Below are 20,106 nucleotides of genomic sequence, written 5' to 3'. Positions count from 1 at the left end.
ATTTTGCTGTTTCTCCAATAAAAAAAAACGCCATATACAGCGCTTTTTTCACATTCTCATCATCTAATTAACTTCGACTGAAACGTAGTAGCCACTTTCAATCGACACCCCTTGCTCACTCTCACCTTCTGGGTGCACGTAGAGCCTGTAGCTTCTATTTTCTTCTAATGGTTGCTCTAGTTCTATTCCGATTTCAGTTTCGGAAATCGGGTCATAGGATAAAGGAACTGACTGTCCACCCACTTCCATGAACTCAAACGTTGACTCAGTTATTGATTCCCAATCGATTGGGATCGAGAATGCTACCGAAAATGTCGTCGTATCAACCTGTCGAGTAAGCTCTCCAAGTCCATGATAGTCTTGGTAGATGTTATCTAAGGATGTTTCGTGTGCAGTAGTAAGCTCACGACCAACTTCAGTCTCAACCGTTGGAGTTACCCCGACTTGATTAATTGTTTTACCAGCTGGAGAAAGAAATTCAGCGGTTGTTAAACGTAAAATATCCGACTCCTCATTGTAAGGCTCAAGATGGAAAAGTTCTTGCATCGTACCTTTTCCGAAGCTTGTTTGACCGAAAACTGGTGCAGCTTGGTAATCTTTTACCGCTGCAGCCACAATCTCCGAGGCACTTGCACTGTATTCATTAATGAGAACAGAGACGGGTTGTTCAAATAACTGATCCTGCGTAATCGCCCAAAGCGACATCAATTGTTCTGTGTCATGCTCTTTGATTTGAAGCGCATGACCAACACTAGGGAAAAAGCCTGCCACATCTTGAGCCGCCCCTAAATAACCACCAGCGTTATAACGCAAATCAAAGATATACTGATCGACTTCCCCTAGTTCCGTTAACGCCTGCTTTACTTCACTAGCTGATTCTTCACTAAACGAATGTAAACCAATATAACCGATATTCCCTCCTAGTGTCTCTGCCGTCACAACCGGCACGGAGACCACTTTACGTTCAATCACAAGCTCGATAAACGTTTCGTCTTTCGGTCGATAAAGGTCTAACTGAACTTTAGTCCCTTCTTCCCCTTGTATGTGAAGAAGAGCTTCCTCCAGTGATACGTCATTTACAGTCACGCCTTCAACTCCAATGATAATGTCACCTGGTTGCACACCTGCTTCATCAGCGCCTCCGCCATCAAACACATTGATTATAGCAAGCCCATCATCGACTTGTTCAATTTCAACACCAATTCCTACGAACTCCTGTGCAATCGAATCTACTAATCGAGTATAATCCTCATAACTTAAATACTCTGAGTACGGGTCCAATTGCCCGACGATCTCTGAGATGCTATCGCTCTCTAAGACATCGCCATCTACGGGCTCATAATAAAATGTTTCTATTAAATGCTTCACCATATCTAGCTTTTGCTGCTCCTCAACAGATTCCGCAAAAACAAAGCTCGGTATCGCTAGAAAGCAAAGCACAAAAACGATTGTCAGCTTAACAGCCTGCATCTTTTCTATGTATCTAGTCATTTCATCACCCTCTCCATAGCTATTCTAGCATTAGGAACCACTAAATTACCATCAATATCCATAACAACTCCTCAACAATTTCCGAGGAAATAATTATAAAAAGATGTCGATACACGCCAATTTAGAAGCCTTTACCAATGATTTTGGCTATCTGTTAACAAGTTCTAGTCAGCAGTCAACAAATGAAAAATAAATGTAGATGACCCTGTCGTAACTAGCTTTGTTTCGCTAAAACTAGAAGGAATATTCGCTAACCGTTCGACAGTGTTTCAACTACACCCCATGCTACACTTTGGAAGAATCATAATTGACCGGTACAAGGAGGACGTTACATGCAAAATCTATTACTAGTATTATTAACCGGCGTTTGTCTGTTTATTTTCACAGCCTTCGATCAAGTTTCCTCATTATTAATAGAAGATGACAGAAATACAGTCACCAATGTCGCAGAAGAATCATTGGCAAATATCATGCAAGAACTACAGGTGAAAAGCAATAGTATAGATGGGAATCATTCACCTCCTCAAGCAAATGAACAAAAGGACATAGAGGGATCACTTAAAATAGATGAAGAGGGAAATCGTCTAGACAATACATTTATTGAACAACTTAAGAACGGCTACCTTCCACCTGCGAAATACGCCATTGGGACAAGCATTGAAAAAATTCAAGAAAAAAAGGGGCCACCGCTTCAAGAAGGGGAATGGCGAGGCGCTCCCTACCTAAGTTATGATAATGCAAACTACTTTTACCATCCTGAGGCTGGCCACCAAGTTGTTGCGATTGAACGTTTCATATATGACTCAGACGTAACTAGTGATGATGTGACCAAACTATTAGGTACACCTGACCTTCAAGATAAAGACTTACACGATGGGGATTGGCTTCTAGCGTATGAGCTTGACCATGATTTTGATCTCCTCTTTCGTTTCACAGCAAGCGACGGACCACTGTTTGCAATTGAATTGCAAAAAAGAGAGTAGCTCTGCTACTCTCTTTTTTATATGGGGTCAGACCCCTTCAATGGACAAATGTACAATGGAGGGATCTGACCCCATATATTAATTAACTATTGATTCCAATTCATTTCTTCTTGATTGTTTCTTTCGTTCATAGGTCTCCTTAAACTCTGTCGCTTCACTTTGAGAGTAACCATGTTCCCCCAACTCAACCTTTAACTGTTCATACGTCGCGTAAAAGCTGGCATCGGCGCTACTTTCAAGTGCACTTGCTTCACTGCGGTATTTATCAACATTAACGTTTTCCGCACCATTATCTACATAATCTCGATATGCTTGTTGGATCAATCGATCAAGATTTGCTGTATGCTCACGTTCCATCGATTGAAATACTAAGAAGTACTCACTCTTAATTTCTTGTAAGCTCTTTGACTCAGTGGCTTGTTGACTTTGTTCATTATTTCCATCGCTACTTGATGTTTGACTATTAGATGATGAATTATTAGTAGATGAGGGTGAAGAACTTTCGTTATTGCTAGAATTCGTGCTTTGTTGACTACCTTCTTCCGATGATGCCGCGGCAACATCAGACCCATTTGTGGTCTGTTCTTCAGTCTCAGTGGAAACATCATCCACCTCACTGTTGTCAGCCTCACGTTGGATGTCGTCATCTTCATTGGTTACAAGTAACTCTTTATTTCGTTCTTTATTGTTTTCTATCTCTTGGGCATCCGTCGCTACCCGAACCGTTTGATTATTAAAATTTGAGAAACCAGAAACTAGAACTATCGTGGTAACAATAACCACACCAGCTATAATGATAATAGACTTATTCATTCATACTCTCCTTCGATATTTTCTCAGGCTAAATTAATCGTACCCGATCTTTATTACCCAAGCAATACAAAATCAGTAGCAAAAGATTGGTAATGATCCCGCTCATTCCTCTCCAAATGGACAAAATCAAAGGTTTTGTCCATTTGTGGGGTCAGACCCCAACGAAAATAACCCTGCCACAAATTGCAAACGACTTTGCTCTGCAATTAGTTCATATGTCAATTCATAATCAATCACTTGACCACGATCATATCCATAGCGCTCCAGCTCATCCTGCAATTTCCCATATGCCAAATAAAATAACTCTTCCATCTCGTCTTCAAATTGATTCAGCTCTTGCCGATAGAAAGTAACAAGTTCATCATAGCTCAACTCTCCAACCATGACCTCTTGATAATATGCTTGTTCAGCTTCTAAGAAGAGCTGGTTGACACCCTGTTCATACTCATCGAAAATGCCAGCAAATGTTGGATCATGTACCTCAATAATCTCCGAGAGCGTCTTCTCAGGTTCAAACCGTTCAAACCCAGATTCTCGAGACCAAATGGGTTCACCTTCACTACCTTCCCTTTCTTTCACCCGCTCAGCCATCTCATCTATTTGTTTATTCCAAAACCACTGCCCGCTAATGACAATAGCTGCTGCCGTTAAACATGTAAGTATAATGATGGTTCTTCTCATTTTATTAGCTCCCAATCATGGTTTTCTCGCTGCTGTTATCGTACCATCTTCCTGTTATAAAGCATATAGCGTTGAAGGGGTTTATTGAAGGGGTCAGACCCCTTCAATGGACAAATGTGCAATGAAAGGGTCTGACCGCTCTAAAAAAGAAGAGCTACCCATTGGGTAAGCTCTCCTATGTCTGCTATTCAAAATGTACATTGGTAATAGACATTTTTTGTGATAATGTCCATTTGTGGGGTCAGACCCCTTTTTATGACCCCTTTTTAATAAACCGCTACTCCTAATTCACTGGCTTTCTCTGCGAGGCGGAAGTTTGATACAGCTAATTCAGCTAGCGTTACTTCACCTGCCGCGTTAAATTGGTTAAGGCTGTCACCTTGTAGAACGCCTAGTGCGTTCGCAAGGGCCACATAACCGATATATTCATCGCTAATTGCACCTGCATCAGCAAATGACACGTTATAAATTTCAGAGTGTTTCGCTGCATCTTCTAGCCCTAGTGCACGTACATACCAGTATGCTAACTCTTCGCGCGTTAATGCTTCATCAACAGCAAATGTACTTGAATCTGTGTCAATAATGTTTTGTTGTGCTGCGCGTTCAACCACTTGATAAAGCTCATGGTCTGGTCCAATGTTGGTAAATGTAGAACGTACTTCATCATCTGGCATTGGTGGTTCTGGGTAGAATCTCGTTAGTGATTTCATGATCACTTCGATTGCTTCCCCTTTTGAAATGACCTCATTCGGGTTCACCTCTGCTTCATCTTCTACAGAGATGATACCTGCATCGATCATGTAATTGAGCTCATCAGCAGCCCAGTGCTCACTCACTTGTGGCTCTTCATCTGGACGCTCATCTTGCTCACGCTTCGCCCACTCGCCTTCAGTTGCGTCATAATATTCATAGCCATCGCTGAATGTTGGACGATAAATTAAATGGTACTTATGACTTTCATCTGATTGCGGATGGTTTCCATATGAAAGATCAATATCAAGCTGATTTAAGTAGTCATTTAATGCTGTTTCACGATCGACTGCTTGATCAACAGATGGCCAGTCTGCTTCTGGTAACGGGCTAACGTATAAGGAATCAAGAGAACCATCTTCAGCTGAAATACTTACATTTAATGCACTACCACTTACTAAGATTCCATCTTTCACTTGCGGGAAACTAAAGCGGTAGATACCACGATCAGCATTTTCGTTGAAGTTATTTACTGGGTAAGCATACTCATGCATCTTAGATGGTGCATACGTTTCGATCGCCTCAACAGCTGCTTCAAGAGCTTCCTCGTAGCCTAAGTTTTCTTCCACGTTCTGGTCATAACGTGATGCATTATGGAAATTAAAAATTTCACCTGTTTCCTTGCTCACTTCAAAACTGCTTCCATAGCCTGAATTTTGATATTGAATGCTATATTGAACAACATACACATCAACATCGTTACGTGTCTGTTCTTGGATGGAGTTAATACGCAGCTCTCCACCATCATCAACAGTTAGAAGGTCCTCAGCTAATTCACGTACATCATCACGAGTAACCGGTTCACCTTCAACTGTTCTTTCTTCTTCACTCAACAATGTAAGCTCTGTTGTTTCAGGCAGTTCACTAACAAATGACTGACCTAGCTCCCAGTCACCGTTAATCGCATGGATTCCACCAAATTGCGGTGATGGCACATAGACAAGACGTACTTCAGGCTCCATGCTTTGCGGACTATGATAAAGCATGTATTGCAACTCGACATCAAGCTTCTCTTCAATCGTTGAAAGGACATCATCCTTTTCCAACACATTTTCTTGCGCTTCATATTCAGCATCTTGTCCGTGACGAGAACCTCCATAATATTGGGTGATCTCACCATTCCCTAATACTGTAACGTTAAGATCTTGTCCAACAACTGGAATTCCATTTTCTAAACGTTGGAATGCAAAGTTGTATCGTACTGGCTCTGTTAACGTACGATTACCCCAAGACACATACGGCTCAAAACGATCACTTAATTCATACTCACCATCAGCAACACTAGACACAAAATCTTCAGCTAGTTGCTTGGCCTCGTCTTGCGAAACTTCGGGTGGGTACAGCGCACCTTTTACATCCTCAGGTTGATAGTGATAGCTTTGTAGAGTTAGATCTTCACCAACAAAATCAACATTACCATGAATATAATTGCCACCAACTTGCTTGTTAAAATACAGCGAGTGGCGAATCGTATCTTCTTCTTCCCAGCCAATGATATGGTGATTATTCATGTGAAAATCGCGATTATCTAAAAAGTCAAACTTTCCTGGAAACAATTCGTTCAGACGTTCAATAAGATCCTCTTTCTCAATATCAACATCGACGGCAGCAACTTCAACTTCATAAGACGGCTGCTCCTGTACAGCTTGGACATCTGCAGCAAGTGTCGGTGACGCAATTCCTAGTGCCAACGCAGTTGACAGTGAAAGTAAACCAAAACGCTTATACTTCATATCTATAAACCCTCCAAAAATTGAATTCTACCAGGCTACTATATCAAATATTGGTAATAGATGGAATAGTAGTCTGAATTTTCATCTCCTTAGTACTAGACGATTAAGGGCTACAAAAGGTTTCAAAAAAAAGAATATTTTTATAGAAAAAAAGAAAATAGAGCCTCACGAAAGGTGAAAACTCTAATTTTGGGTTGCAGCGCTTTCATTTTCTAATATGACCATTATTCTTGGCCCATTCTGTATACGATCCAGTCCCCTTACAGCCAACACAATCGAAATCCTTTGCATTTAGAGTGAAATGATCCTGCAACATCAATGGGTCATACCCGAATCCACGGCAATCTGGACAAATCCCCTTCGCTCTCGCCTTGACCAGCTTCCTTTTATACATAGCCTCCTGCCACCGCTTAATCATCTTAAAAAGACCCATCTCATCCCCCCACATGTTGTGACGAAATCTCCCTTTATACAACTATATTTGAACAGTAGTTGATCTATTCTATGTAGATTCACCTCTGTCCGTTCCTCTCCAGAAAAGTTCAAAATCGACCTTTGCAATACGTCCATTTTTTACTTTTCATAAAGTGACAGGAAGGAGTACACTGCGTATCTTTAAGGTACCGGCGGAATTCATAGGGGGCGCGCAGTCTACTAAGGATGAAGGAAATGAACGTTGCTGATGTTCGTTTTGATATCATTGCCAAGCAATATGAACCGATTATAAAAAAGCAAATAAAAAGTCTTAATATCTATAAAAACTATGATGATTTTTATCAGCAAGGGCTCATCGGGCTATGGGAAGCTTACGAACGGTTCGACCCTGAGAAAGGATCTTTTGCTACATTTGCGATTGCTTCAGTGCGTGGGAAAATGCTATCACTCTTAGCGAAGGAAACTAGATATGAAGAACATCATCAGTTTGCAATTGAGGATGAAAACCAAGACATGATCGATGAGAAAACAGTAAGGCGCTCAGAGCCGGGATGGTTGGACGCATATACAGCATCACTATCTGATCGGCAACGACTCTGGGTCGAAGAAGCAATCCTATTAGAAAAAACAACAAAAGAAATCGCCACAAGCTACGACGTCTCCATTAACACCGTCTCCACCTGGCGCAAGCAAGCGCTTAAAAAATTACGCACGCACTACAGGGGTCAGACCCCCAAAAAAGGCCAAAAAAAGCCGATTACAGTTAATTAAATAATCGGCTCAATACTATTTTAGCTCTTGAATTTATTGATTTCATCGCGTCGTCCACGTGCAGAAGACAATATTGAGGGTTATGTCCATTTGAGGGGTCAGACCCCTCAAATGAGCTCATAGTCAGCTTCTACCTTTACATCATCGTCACCTTGTAACTCAACTCGAATCGGCTTTTTGCCAGATAAGATATAAGCAAGGTCAGAAACTGTGCCATCCAGCAAGCTTACCACCGGTGTTACCAACGCTAAATCATCGTTGCCACCGTCAAGCAAATCATCTACCAATGTTAATAAGTTATTAAGTAACCCTTGGGTAATCTCAATCGTTACTGTTTCTCCACTTACTTCCTCATCACCATTGGTAATGGTTGGTGTAATCTCAATTTCACTACCGACTGTGAGTCCGTCTAGGAGACGCTTTAATAACTCTTCACTAAACGTATATTCAGCGTAACCTCGATTCACATCTTCTTCAGTTAGTGTAATTGTCACTGTCTCATTCGTTTCTCCTCTAATGTCTAGGATCAACTCATAGCCAGCTTCTACTCGGTCACCATCTTCATCATTTAACTCATTCATAGCTCATCCTGCTCTCACATATAATTCACAAAAGGTTGTGAGAGATATGAACATTAAATGGCTAACCAAACCAAATAGCGATTACTCTGTTGAGATCTTATGTAGAGCTGGAGAAGCGGTGGGAACTGAGCAGGAGATGGCGCACATCGAAAACACAGACTATGTTCTTGTCATCAATGATTACATCAAAGAACTGTTTGAACGATCGAACAAGTATTTCTTGCACATCGGTGTAGACCTTGATACAAATCGCCTCATATTCGACTTAGAAACACAAAAAGGAATTCGCATCCGCGAGCCAATCTACCCATACCAAGTTAAGACAATGATCGATGACGAAGAGCTACTATCAAAACTCCTCCCCATTGTTGGCGACAAGCGAAAGATTTACTTTGAATTTAGTAAGCATGAACAACGCTTTATTAGTGAATGTTTGTGACGATTACGCGTAACTCTCTTAAAAAGCAAAAAGAATCAACTACTTTGATTTGTAGTTGATTCTTCTGAGGGTGCCTGGCACCCTAAACGATTTATTCTACCGTCAGTTGCTCTACCATTGCTCCATCCTGGATGACAATAATATCAACTTTCTTGTCAGGGTGTACTTCTTTAATTACTTCTGAATATTTTGTTGCTACTTCCTCAGGACTTAGTTCTTGCTCTTCGTTGATTTCAATATCAACATTCACAGATTCATTACTTCCACTTTCAACTTGAACCATAACACTTTCAATTCCCGGCTCAGCCTCTAATTGCTCTGTAAGATCTGCATCACTTTCTAGTGAACTAACGTCTACAGCCTCTTCACTGTCTTGTTCAACTTGTTCTACCTCTTGGTCGTCGATATTATTCTCTGCGTCTGTTGTATCATCTGATGAACAAGCTGATACAAATAATAATGTAGTTGCGGCGCCTATCGCCATTAATTTATTTTTTGAGATCATCTTCATTTCCACTCCTTATCTGGATATATGGATAGTTTAATAGATGAAGATGATCGATCATAGGTCCATAATACCTATACAGTGCAGCCAATTAAAACCAACAAAAGAAGGGATTGGTGCCAGGCACCCTCCAACTGGTGCCTGGCACCCCCTCTTACTTAAGGTGCTTCATACAAAAATTCGACTTCTTCTCCTGCAAATGAAGCTTCTAGAGTTACGCCATCATGAGCTTCTGCTGCGAAGAGTAGGTCAAAGTCTGTGAAAGCTACTTCCTCTTCAGCTACTGTGAAGCCTGCTGGAGTGTGGACATGGATCAGTTCACCGTCTTCGTCATAATGGTTAACTGTAAAGTCACCTAGTTCAATGTCTTCTTCTGTCACTTCATCACTAAACGTTACCTGAAGCGTATTATCGTCATTAATAGCTACGACGGAAGTAATCACTACTTCTTCTTGAGGTGCTTCATATAAAAACTCAGTCTCAATGCCGGCAAACGATGCATAAAGTGTAACTCCATCATGATATTCTGGGGCAAACACTAAATCAAAGTTCGTAAACGTCACTTCATTGCCGGAAACCGTATATTCAGATGGAGTATGAACGTGGATTAACTCACCCGCCTCATCATAGTGATTTACTTTGAAATCACCAACTTCAATATCTTCATCCGTTACCTCTTGGTTAAACGTAACGACTAGCGTATCTTGATCATCGACACCTTCTGCAGACTCAACCGCAATCTCACCTTCCTCAGGCGCTTCATACAAAAACTCAGTCTCAATGCCTGCAAATGATGCATATAAATCGACACCATCATGATATTCTGGGGCAAATGCTAAATCAAAGTTCATAAACGTCACTTTATTATCAGAAACCGTATATTCAGCTGGTGTGTGCACATGGATCAGTTCACCGTCTTCATCATAGTGGTTTACTTTGAAATCACCAACCTCGATTTCTTCTTCTGTCACATCTTGATTAAACGTTACTTCGATCGTATCGTCATTGTTTACAGCTGTGACCGATGCAAGGGTCGCCGCTTCTTCCTGCTCTTCTTCCCATACGACTTCTCCTGCCAAATATAACAGACCTTCATACTCAAAAAATGCTGCGCCTGGCTCACCTTCTACAAGTGGTGGCAGTTGCGGTCCTTGGGCATCCGGAAGTACATCTACCTCTACTGGCTCTTCAAGTTCTGCAAATTTCACAGCAATTTTTGTCTCACTCACAGCAGTGGCCCCTTCAACCGTGTAGCCATCTACTGGCGTTTCATACGTAAAGCCATACTCAACACCGTTCCATTCAAACATCAGCTCACCATCAACTGTCGCTGTATGAGTTGGTAACCAGAATAAGTAGTCAAAATCAGTGAAGGTAACGACATTACCTTCGATCGTCCAGCTTGACGGAATATGCTGGTGGCCTAGTACGCCATTCGGGTGATAATGATTAATCGCTAGCCCTGCTGCTTCGATATCTTCATCAGTTACCTCATCTGCAAACGTCACGACAAGGGTGTCTTGGTCATGGACCCCGACTACAGACTCGAACAAGTCATTACTAGCTGGCTCTTCTGAAAATTGGGCAGGTGTACCATTGATGGTAAAGGCACGGTCCACAAGTTGCGCAAAATGAACGCGGTTCACAGCCTCACCCTCACGGAATGTTCCATCACTAAAGCCACCGACAACACCATTTTCAACAAGGGCTGTAATCGCATCGGCATGCACACCACCGTCATCGCTAAACGAATAATCAGACTCCGCATCAAGTTCCCATGCACTGCTTAATGCCGCTGCTGCTTCCCCACGAGTAAGTGGTTCTGCCGGGTCAAAGTTTCCTCCGTCATTTAAAAATAATCCAGCTTCTGTAGCTGCAGCAATTTCGTTGTAGTACTTATGTGCTTCTGTCACATCGGCATAGCCAGGGTTTGTTACATTTGTCGTCGATAAGTCAAATGCGCGTACGAACATGACTGCCGCGTGCTGACGACTAATTCCTTCTTGCGGTCGATATGTACCATCTGGGAACCCTTCGATAACCCCTGATGCAACAAGATTGTTAATCGCTTCAACCGCATCCGCGCTTTCGTTTTCAAGATCAGAGAATGCAACAGCGTCTGCCGCGCTAACCGCTCCTGCAACTGCAAACGTTGATACAACCATTGCCCCTGGTACTGCTGCTGCTGCTAAAAACTTACGATACTTGCTTGATTGACTCATTTCTTTTATTCCCCCTAAATTTTTTAAAATAAATAAAAGTAAACATGTAAGACAAACGTTTTAAGTAGGATTTATTGTACACTTCACCCCCTGTCCGTCATTTAATCTTCCACATTAACGATGATGCTGGTGACCACCTTCAACAACAGGCTCCACGCCTTCGTAGATCACCTTTGTTTTCATCCCTTGGTTGGCATGCGATAAGATGTGACAGTGGAACATCCAAATCCCAGGGTTATCTGCTTCAAAGGCAATTTCCACATGATCACCTGGCTTTAGGTTCACCGTATCCATTTTCAAAGCTGATCCAGAAATCGGCTCGCCATTTTTCGATAACACATAAAAATGGTGTCCATGTAAATGCATCGGATGATCTTCAATGGTCGGGTTATTCATCGTCACTTTGACAAGATCACCTTCAGATACTTCGATTGGCTCAAAATCATGCGGGTAAATATGGTCATTAATGGTGTAACTGAAGTCAGACGTAATTCCTAAGTCCATCGTAAATTCAACATCAAATTCACTTGTTTCATAGATTGGAGTCTCGATATACTCACCATAAGTCGTAATCTCAAGAGGCTGATATTCAAGGTCGCTTGGAATCTCACCATCACTCACCGTGCCATCTTCATAGGAAAGTAATGTCTTTGTTGATTGATTAATAGATCCTCGTGTCGCTCTAGCAAAATAGATGTCTTTTGTTTTGTCTGCTACAAACTCAACATCATAGCGCTCACCCGGGGCAATCGGAATGAACTGATCTCGGATGGGCTCTGGGTTGTGAATAGGCATCCCGTCCGTATGAGTGACTTCAACATCTGTTCCATTGACATAGATCTCATGCGTTGTTGTATTTACGTTAATGAAGCGAACGCGAACACGCTCTCCATCCTCGACTTCCAAATGGTCAATGTTCGCGCCCATGCTACCGTTGATACCAAAAGGGTCAATGAACAGGGCAAAATCGCGTTCATAGCTCGGCTGCTCTTCTTCAACGATCAATGCGCCATATAACCCTTTTCCAACTTGCTCGTTACTATTAACGTGTGAATGGTAGAAATATGTTCCAGGATCTTCAGGTGTAAATTGATACGTGAACGATTCACCTGGTTCGATCGCATCCTGAGTCACCCCCGGCACGCCATCCATCTCATTTTCTAAAGCAATCCCGTGCCAGTGAATCGTTGTTTGTTCAGGAAGTTGATTTTCAAAATGAACCGTCATCTCCTCACCAGCTGGCACACGTAACTCGGTCCCAGGTACAACGCCATCGTAGCCCCAAACCGGAACCGTCTGTGTTGCCGTACGCTCCAACGTCGCTTCTCGCGCAACAACATTGTATGTATATGGCGACTCAGCTAAAGCATCGTCATTCGTACTATGATCTGGACTTGCTTCGTTGTGATCATTCGATCCATGATCCGGGTTCGCTTCAGTGTGATCATTCGGCCCATGAGCTTGATCTGTTAAATAATTAGATAAAAATACGGATAAGTGCGCTCTTGATACAGGGTCATTCGGACGAAAAGTCCCATCTGGATAACCCGTCGTAATCTCATTGGCCGCTAGTATTGAAATCGCATCACGTGCCCAATGCTCATTTGAAACATCATTAAAAGTTACGTTACTTTCTCCTTCAAGCTGAAAGGCTCGCACAAAAATAACCGCAAGCTCAGCTCTCGTCAACGGATCATCAGGAAAAAATGCGCCATTATTCCCTGACACGATTCCAAGCTCCGTTGCCCGAGCTACTGCTGAAAACCCAGCCCGCTCTTCAGAAATATCACGGTAATCTGGTGCTATTGTCGCCTCGGTACTATCCCCCAACGTATTCATCACCATCTGAACCATATGTAAGCGAATCACATCTTCACCTGGGCGAAAGGTACCATCTGGAAAGCCACTAATAATCCCTTCTTGAACTAAATGATTAATTTCATCCTCATACTGCTCAACATCGCTAAATGAGGACGTTTCGCTGGCAAATGAAGCACTTGTCAGCATCATAAGTACTGCAAAAACCAGTACTAACATCCTTCTAAAGTCAATCACCACTACCACATCCCTACTATAAAAGTTCTATGCGCACTATATATTATCAGAAAATAAAGGGACTTTTTAGCATTTCGACAAATATTTTCAAATGTTCCGAAAGTTCGAGTGATAAGTTATATCACCTGCCTTGTGTTTATTAGGTGCCAGGCACCGTGATGCCCGAAAGTGCAAAAAAAGCACCACACCAAAGCTTATGAAAAGTTCGGTGTGATGCTTTCTAATCATCAAAATGGATAGTCAATAACCTTTATATTTGTCGCAAAGTCACTGTACCTGCATACTCAGCAAATTCATGACCTTCCACCATATAGGTCTCTTCGCTCACTACTGTTGCATTTGCAGTAAATGTTTGTGTTTGATAGTCTTCATCTTCATTAGATGTAGTTACTTTAACATCATTGTCTTCTTTAAATGTAACTGAAGCTCCATCAACATACGGATTATTAGCAACTGAAGCGATAACCTCATTTCTTGTTACGATTACCTTCTCTACATACATAGAGCCTTCTTCTACTAACACTATTGTCACTTCATTGTCTATTTCTAAATCACTTAAATCTCTGAGTCGGCCCTGTTCTTCCTCTCCTGAGCTGGTTACACTTGCGTCAAAATACACTTCACCTTCTGATACTAATTCATACTCAACTCCATCTGTAGTTGAAAATGTTTGATCTGCAACATTTACTTCCTCTGGATTCAATACCAATTCCGTTAGTTCAGTTGTAGATGTATCAGATGACTCTTCTCCATCTCTAGTCACAATTACTTTCTCTACATATAAAGAGCCCTCTTCTGCTAACACAACCGTCACTTCATTGTCTGCTTCTAGATCCCTTAAATCTCTCAGAGTAGTAATTTCGACTTCTTCTAGTTCTGCTGCAAAATAAATATAAGTGTCATCCGTTAATCTATATTCATCTCCGTCCATTGTTTTGAACGTACGATCCACCACGCTTACTTCCTCTGGGTTCACTTCACGTTCAGTGAGTACTAACTCGGGATCAATTAAATCAACAGAAATCACTTCATCGGTATTTTCATTCAGCGTTAGGTCAACAACATCACTCGCTGATAGGTTAGTTATTTCCATACCTGCATCTACAGATAACCGTATTTCCTCCCCATCAATAAAAGCACCAATTCGTTCAATATATCCATCAGCACTAGTTCTCACATCGGTAATTAATGCTGTTTTTTCAATTAACTCAATATCAGGATCGTTTGCTTCATTCTCCTCCGACGGTCCTTCCCACTCGCTAGAACCTTCCTCACCTACAAAAACGGTGATTGTTTTATCAGGAATTAAAAATGGCAAATCTCCCATCGAGAATGTAATCTCAACCTCTCCAGTAACACCAGGTAATATTTCAGCTATTGATGCCTGGTTAAAATCCCATACATAGGAGAGATTTTTAACTCCTTCATTTTCACCATCACTGACAGTGACTTCTCCACCATATTCTAAGAACGTACCATCATGGAAGAAATAAAGATCGTTCAGACGATGGCCAAAGTCGTTAACTAGGTCAATATGAAAATAGTGATGGAATGGAGCATCAGCATTATCAATGATATAGCCTTCAAAGTTTTGAAATTCGTTAATCTCAAATTCAAAGTGCGGAGATGTACGAATGACTTCATCTTGGCCTTTTTGATCACGTTCCATATCAACACGATAACGCCATTGCTCGTTACGCTCACTGTGATTCGCATAATATTCAGCCTCAATAAAATCATAATCCTTATGAACCATAATTGATGGGTGTGGAATACGTGACTCATCATGGAATGAACGCCAGTAACGAGTATGACTACCTGATGCAGAGTACCTTGAAGGCTCAAATTGCCATCCGGTAAAGTCCTCCCACTCAATGGTTACTTGATCAACTTCATCTTCATTAAATGTAACAGTATTTAACCCTTCAGTAATGCCAAAACCTGTCTGACTTAAAATATATTCGTGATCGTCGTCATGCCCATAAACTTGAATAGTATAATCGCCTACTGGGACCTCAGTTGATTCAGCTACCTCATATATATGATGCCATTCTGAATCGCTGTAGCTGTAATCTTCATTCTCTATTACAATTCCTTCTAACTCAAAGTTATCACCAGCAAAAGGTACCTGTATATCTAAAGTTCCTGTTTCTACTTCTTCTGGTACCAATTCAATGACTTTACCTTCCTCAAACTCATCAATTGTAAATGTACCTGTATATATATGTTGGTTAGTGGCAACCGTATAGTACACTTGCTCCGCTTCGAATAAATTGATATGACCTGAATTTAGTCTTCTTGCAGTCATTCCGACCCAAAGATCTTCTTCATAATCACTCCAAATCGACCACCCTGTCGTCTCATAGCCTTCGTACTCGTGGTCATAGACTTTAAATTCAACAAAGTCTGTAAACTCTTCTCCTTCACCTTGTACCTCAAACGTCATTTCACCTTCAACCGTATAAGAGTCTCTACTAAAGAAAGGCAGTTCAACGTAGGCGTCACGAAAGTCTTCTTCAGCTTGATGGAGAGCTTCCTCTTCTACAGGTTTATCCTCTTTGCTCAAACCTGATGCCAATGCATTTCTAGCTCTCTCTACCGCCGCCTCAAATTCATTATAAGCATCTTCTGGAACGTGGCCATATGTGTCACCAATGGCTGTGCGGGCAAGTAGTTGCTCCATGGCACGAAGGTGCGAGCGGAATGATGCAGTGTCAACAAATATACGCTCATCACTAAAGTCGTCTAGTGCCTTGCGGATGTTAATTGTGAACCCATCAACCTTTTCTTGTTCAGCCTCAACATCCTCTGCTTCTACAATGACATTTTCTCGGTTCTCCTTTGCCTCAGCTAATTTACCTTGAAGTTCTTCGTGTACCCACTCCGGGAATTGACCATCTTGATCACCAATATCCGCAGCTTCTAGAAAGTTTTCTGCAACGCCTATATATCGGTCTAGATCAAAGGTATCAACAACTTCTTCAAATTCCAAGGTATCATCAGAAGATAAAATACTCACCACTTGTAATGCGGCAACAGCATCGCCTTGGTCTTCTACAGTTACTTCAACTCCTGTACGCTTCTCAGGTTGATCAATCTCAACACCATCTGCTAGATAAATAGTTGCATCTTCTCGAACAATTATGCGTTCTATATCTTCACGAATATAGATACTATCATTGAGCTCTTCAACAACTACTGAATGAATTGGAGCAGAAAGAGTGACACTTTCAGGCGTTTCAACACGAACAGAACCAGTAATTTCTCCGTTCCCTTCTCCAGTCAATTCAACTGACTCTTTTATAAGCACATCACCTTGAAGCTCCGTATTACCTGCTAAAACAACTGATGCAATACCAGCTTGATCTATGAGGTGCTCGCTTCGAGCATAGTCATCAATATCCTCTAGTGTAAGGTTTTGAATGCCCTCTTCTAGCTTGATGTTTTCAATCGTTCCGTTTTTGAGCGTAACATTCTCTCCCTGAACAGTCACTTCTTCAAGTTCATTACCGTTTAAATCAACTGTAATACCATTAACACCTTCTGGAATCGTTACCGGTAAACCTAAGTTTTCAGGTAATTGAATGTCCTCAGTAACCTCTAATTCCTGAACGGTAATAACATCTTTGGCATAAGTTGCTGCAGCTTTATTTGTAACAACTGCAACGCTACCATTCTCTTTTTCTTCATAACCGTCAAGTACAACATGTAAGGTAAGCTTTACTTTACCTTCATAATCTTCAACTGCCCCTTCATATTCAAACGTACCCACATCATTTGTGTAAGCTGTACCTGAACCCCAAAGCACTTCCACATCTGCCTCAGAACCGTCTTCCATTTCGGCTGTCACTGTTTCAGGTAATTCAAAAGCTTCACCTACAGATACCGTTTCTTCTAGGTTGGATATTGTATCAACACTTACCTCTACGTCAGCATCACCAGGGCTCTCAGGCTCATCATTATTAGAGTCCTGTTCAGATGAACTCGAGTTTGAGCTTGAACTTGAGCCACCACTTCCACGTCTAGGTGCTGTACTACCTTCACCATTAACACTATCAATTTGCCCTTTTACGTTATCATAATCGTTAACGAGGTCACCAACTTCCGCTCCCTCAGGTGTAGCAATATTATCAATACTCACGCCATCTGCTAACTCAACTTTTGCATGTTCATTACTTATTTCAACGTTACCAACTTGACCACTCACACTAAGAGTGAAGGCGCCTTCTCCATCTACCTTAATGTTACTTATATGCGCATCACCTGAAAGGCTTGTTTCATTTAAACTATTTACGATAACTTCTTGCACAGTAGCATTAACCTCAACGCTTTCTGCACCATCTTCAAGCTTAAGTATTGAAACTTCAACACCTTCACTTGCAGTAAAGGCTGCATTACGTGAGAAATTGATCTCTTGAACAGTCGTTGACCCTTTTGCTTCTACTTCAACATCATTCTTATGAACTTCTACACGGTTTAAATGACTATCTTCGAATACAACACTGTTTTGGTTCGTGTTTAAAATACTAACTGATGCAACAGCTACATCCTTGTCATTAATGAGTGTTTCACCTTTAACATTCAGATTGTTCGCATAAAAGGATTCAGTTACTTCAACTGCAATTTCAAGATCACCTGACACTTCAAGGTTTTCAATTGATATATTGTCAGCTCTGACCTTAACATCCCCATCAATGACCGAACCATTTCCTTCTAACACTAATTGATTACTTGATTCATCGTCAGCAAAATCACCTGAATTCGTTAGTTCTAAATATGTAAGTGTCGTAATCTTTTTTTCTTCTACCTCAAAATCAACATAAGCACCCGTTAAAACATCAATGTTCTCTTCATTAAAAATACCTTTAACTTCATCTGAAAGTTGGTAGGTAACACCATCAACTTCTAGGGTTTCTTCTCCAATGTTCGTAATTTGAGAACTGGATCCAGGTACTTGATCACTTCGGTAAAGGAATGTTGCAGCTTCCCCGCGTGTTACGAAGTCATCTGGTGCAAATGTTGACGCTGATTTCCCTGTCGTTACATTATTTTCAACCAATGCTCCCACATACTGTTTGTACCAAGCATCATCTTTAACATCATCAAATAGATTGTCAGCTTCTTGCTTATCGATAGACTGATAGGCTTCTACTATCATCTTCGCGATTTCTGCTCGTGTAACTTTTTCATGAGGCTTAAATGTATGATCAGGATAACCGTTAATAACACCCAAATCTGCCATAACTGATACCGCACCTGTGTACCATAAATCATCCTCTACATCAGAAAAGCTAGATCCTGTTGTACCTGTGGTATCAAGACCAATTGTGTCTGCAATCATCTTAGCAGCCTCTGCTCTCGTAACATGATCATCTGGCTTGAATGTTTGGTCATTATAACCCTTTACTGAACCTTTATTGACCAGGTATGTAATAGGCTCATAGTAATAGGCATCTTCAGCAACATCTAGAAAAGAAAAAGTTGCAGCCTCAACATTTTCAGTAGATGGTACAAAAGAGGCACCAACAGCAACCGCTGATACCATTGTTACTGAACTAGCTAAAAAGTTTCTATATGACTTTGGATTGTATTTATAACCCATATAATCCCCCTTTAGTAATTTATAATATTTGTAAATACTAGACTATTTTACCACAGTAACGAGACTAAATGTTTAGTCAAATAGAGTTAACGCTACAATTTATAGATCATTAGATACATCGTATAAAACCAAAATGAGAGAAATCGACAAAAGAATGATGCTCTCCTATATAAGAAAAGAAGCCTCACAGAGATTTCTCTCCGCAAGACTTCTACTACATACCATCACACATTATTCTATTTATAATGCCTCTCATTCCTTATTAGACAAAGCCACGCTCTAATGCTTCAATTTGTTCTATTAGTAAGAAGTAGTTTAATTCTAGCATGTTAAGCTCAAGCTCAGAGAAAGCTTCTACTAATACCTTTGCCATTTCAGCACGTGTTATCGAGCCATTAGGGTTATATGAACCGTCCTTATATCCATTGACGATCCCTTTTTCTACAAGGGCTGCGATTGACCCGTAATACCAGTCGTCTACGTCTACATCAGTAAATCCAGGGCTTGTTACATTTGTTGTATCAATGTCAAGCGTATCAACAATGATCTGTGCTACCTCAGCACGAGTAACACGGTTATCAGGCTTAAATGTCCCATCAGCATATCCTTTTATGATCCCTTTATCAACTAACGCTTGAATCGGTTCTTCATAATACGCATGACCAGAAACATCTGCGAAGCTAACTTCACTTCCATCAGCATTCACTACACTGTTTGGAGCAACCGGAGTGGCAACTGTGGTCACTACCGTGGCAGAAGCTGTAGCTGCTAAAAACAATCGATATGGCTTTGATTTGTAGGTCATTATATTCCCCCCTTAATCTATGTAAAACCTTTGTCTATTATACTATATGAATAATAGAGGTTCCCTCTTCAAGGAATTTTACCATAGTTTATATGAAAACATGTAAGTAAAGAATGGTATTTGTTTGTAAAGAGTCACATTCTATAACCTTAAACAAAATTTATTTTCTCTAGTTACCAGCTCACTATATAACTTACTTAACACTTATTATGTTCTAAGCATCTGGATTGCTTGCTTCTA

At 41.0% G+C, this 20,106-nt stretch carries 14 protein-coding genes; 3 read left to right on the top strand and 11 right to left on the bottom strand.

Features of this window, described 5'->3' with window-relative positions:
- Window positions 1-63: 63 nt before the first annotated feature.
- A complete protein-coding gene (locus KH400_RS04990) occupies window positions 64-1,491 on the bottom strand; it encodes a S41 family peptidase (RefSeq protein ID WP_217222507.1) in 1,428 nt (475 codons plus the stop codon).
- 332 nt (window positions 1,492-1,823) lie between these two features.
- Between KH400_RS04990 and KH400_RS04985 the strand changes: the two genes are divergently transcribed.
- A complete protein-coding gene (locus KH400_RS04985) occupies window positions 1,824-2,474 on the top strand; it encodes a DUF4309 domain-containing protein (RefSeq protein ID WP_217222505.1) in 651 nt (216 codons plus the stop codon).
- A gap of 78 nt (window positions 2,475-2,552) precedes the next feature.
- On the opposite strand, the gene KH400_RS04980 is transcribed toward KH400_RS04985, so the two are convergent.
- From KH400_RS04980 to KH400_RS04965, 4 genes are all read right to left on the bottom strand, one after another.
- Window positions 2,553-3,287, bottom strand: coding sequence for a hypothetical protein (locus KH400_RS04980; RefSeq protein ID WP_217222503.1), 735 nt, complete (start codon window positions 3,285-3,287; stop codon window positions 2,553-2,555).
- Window positions 3,288-3,413: 126 nt separating this feature from the next.
- A complete protein-coding gene (locus KH400_RS04975) occupies window positions 3,414-3,968 on the bottom strand; it encodes a hypothetical protein (RefSeq protein ID WP_217222501.1) in 555 nt (184 codons plus the stop codon).
- Between the two features lie 266 nt (window positions 3,969-4,234).
- The gene (locus KH400_RS04970; RefSeq protein ID WP_217222499.1) at window positions 4,235-6,451 is read right to left on the bottom strand and encodes a YcdB/YcdC domain-containing protein; all 2,217 of its coding nucleotides are present in this window, start codon (window positions 6,449-6,451) and stop codon (window positions 4,235-4,237) included.
- A 205-nt stretch (window positions 6,452-6,656) separates the two neighbouring features.
- A complete protein-coding gene (locus tag KH400_RS04965; RefSeq protein WP_217222497.1) occupies window positions 6,657-6,884 on the bottom strand; it encodes a hypothetical protein in 228 nt (75 codons plus the stop codon).
- Window positions 6,885-7,120: 236 nt separating this feature from the next.
- Here KH400_RS04965 and KH400_RS04960 point away from each other — a divergent pair, with 236 nt between their 5' ends.
- Complete coding sequence (locus tag KH400_RS04960) at window positions 7,121-7,657, top strand: sigma-70 family RNA polymerase sigma factor (RefSeq protein WP_217222495.1); 537 nt, start codon at window positions 7,121-7,123, stop codon at window positions 7,655-7,657.
- 107 nt (window positions 7,658-7,764) lie between these two features.
- On the opposite strand, the gene KH400_RS04955 is transcribed toward KH400_RS04960, so the two are convergent.
- Window positions 7,765-8,238: a hypothetical protein gene (locus tag KH400_RS04955; protein WP_217222494.1), complete on the bottom strand. Its 474-nt coding sequence runs from the start codon at window positions 8,236-8,238 to the stop codon at window positions 7,765-7,767.
- 46 nt (window positions 8,239-8,284) lie between these two features.
- Between KH400_RS04955 and KH400_RS04950 the strand changes: the two genes are divergently transcribed.
- Entirely contained in the window at window positions 8,285-8,677 is a 393-nt protein-coding gene (locus KH400_RS04950) for a hypothetical protein (RefSeq protein WP_217222492.1), read from the top strand.
- Window positions 8,678-8,768: 91 nt separating this feature from the next.
- Here KH400_RS04950 and KH400_RS04945 read toward each other — a convergent pair whose 3' ends face one another.
- The 5 genes from KH400_RS04945 to KH400_RS04925 all read right to left on the bottom strand — a co-directional run bounded on the left by KH400_RS04945 (window position 8,769) and on the right by KH400_RS04925 (window position 19,866).
- Window positions 8,769-9,188 carry a hypothetical protein gene (locus tag KH400_RS04945; RefSeq protein ID WP_217222490.1) on the bottom strand — a complete coding sequence of 140 codons (420 nt, stop codon included), beginning with the start codon at window positions 9,186-9,188 and terminating at the stop codon, window positions 8,769-8,771.
- Between the two features lie 152 nt (window positions 9,189-9,340).
- The gene (locus tag KH400_RS04940) at window positions 9,341-11,404 is read right to left on the bottom strand and encodes an S-layer homology domain-containing protein (protein ID WP_217222488.1); all 2,064 of its coding nucleotides are present in this window, start codon (window positions 11,402-11,404) and stop codon (window positions 9,341-9,343) included.
- A gap of 114 nt (window positions 11,405-11,518) precedes the next feature.
- Entirely contained in the window at window positions 11,519-13,462 is a 1,944-nt protein-coding gene (locus KH400_RS04935) for a multicopper oxidase domain-containing protein (protein WP_217222486.1), read from the bottom strand.
- A 247-nt stretch (window positions 13,463-13,709) separates the two neighbouring features.
- Window positions 13,710-19,061 (bottom strand): S-layer homology domain-containing protein, encoded by a 5,352-nt coding sequence (locus KH400_RS04930; RefSeq protein ID WP_217222484.1) that lies wholly within the window; start codon window positions 19,059-19,061, stop codon window positions 13,710-13,712.
- A 262-nt stretch (window positions 19,062-19,323) separates the two neighbouring features.
- A complete protein-coding gene (locus KH400_RS04925; RefSeq protein WP_217222482.1) occupies window positions 19,324-19,866 on the bottom strand; it encodes an S-layer homology domain-containing protein in 543 nt (180 codons plus the stop codon).
- Window positions 19,867-20,106: the final 240 nt, after the last annotated feature.

Origin of the sequence: Desertibacillus haloalkaliphilus (assembly GCF_019039105.1) — a bacterium.
Taxonomy (GTDB): Bacteria; Bacillota; Bacilli; order Bacillales; family KJ1-10-99; genus Desertibacillus; species Desertibacillus haloalkaliphilus.
The sequence above is the reverse complement of the archived record's forward strand: the minus strand, read 5'-3'. Positions and strand labels throughout refer to the sequence as shown.

What these genes read in the sequence shown, in the direction of transcription:
- KH400_RS04930 (WP_217222484.1), bottom strand. Translation starts at nt 19,061, where the DNA reads ATGGGTTATAAATACAATCCAAAGTCATATAGAAACTTTTTAGCTAGT.
- KH400_RS04975 (WP_217222501.1), bottom strand. Translation starts at nt 3,968, where the DNA reads ATGAGAAGAACCATCATTATACTTACATGTTTAACGGCAGCAGCTATT.
- KH400_RS04940 (WP_217222488.1), bottom strand. Translation starts at nt 11,404, where the DNA reads ATGAGTCAATCAAGCAAGTATCGTAAGTTTTTAGCAGCAGCAGCAGTA.
- KH400_RS04970 (WP_217222499.1), bottom strand. Translation starts at nt 6,451, where the DNA reads ATGAAGTATAAGCGTTTTGGTTTACTTTCACTGTCAACTGCGTTGGCA.
- KH400_RS04960 (WP_217222495.1), top strand. Translation starts at nt 7,121, where the DNA reads ATGAACGTTGCTGATGTTCGTTTTGATATCATTGCCAAGCAATATGAA.
- KH400_RS04925 (WP_217222482.1), bottom strand. Translation starts at nt 19,866, where the DNA reads ATGACCTACAAATCAAAGCCATATCGATTGTTTTTAGCAGCTACAGCT.
- KH400_RS04980 (WP_217222503.1), bottom strand. Translation starts at nt 3,287, where the DNA reads ATGAATAAGTCTATTATCATTATAGCTGGTGTGGTTATTGTTACCACG.
- KH400_RS04990 (WP_217222507.1), bottom strand. Translation starts at nt 1,491, where the DNA reads ATGACTAGATACATAGAAAAGATGCAGGCTGTTAAGCTGACAATCGTT.
- KH400_RS04945 (WP_217222490.1), bottom strand. Translation starts at nt 9,188, where the DNA reads ATGAAGATGATCTCAAAAAATAAATTAATGGCGATAGGCGCCGCAACT.
- KH400_RS04950 (WP_217222492.1), top strand. Translation starts at nt 8,285, where the DNA reads ATGAACATTAAATGGCTAACCAAACCAAATAGCGATTACTCTGTTGAG.
- KH400_RS04955 (WP_217222494.1), bottom strand. Translation starts at nt 8,238, where the DNA reads ATGAATGAGTTAAATGATGAAGATGGTGACCGAGTAGAAGCTGGCTAT.
- KH400_RS04965 (WP_217222497.1), bottom strand. Translation starts at nt 6,884, where the DNA reads ATGGGTCTTTTTAAGATGATTAAGCGGTGGCAGGAGGCTATGTATAAA.
- KH400_RS04985 (WP_217222505.1), top strand. Translation starts at nt 1,824, where the DNA reads ATGCAAAATCTATTACTAGTATTATTAACCGGCGTTTGTCTGTTTATT.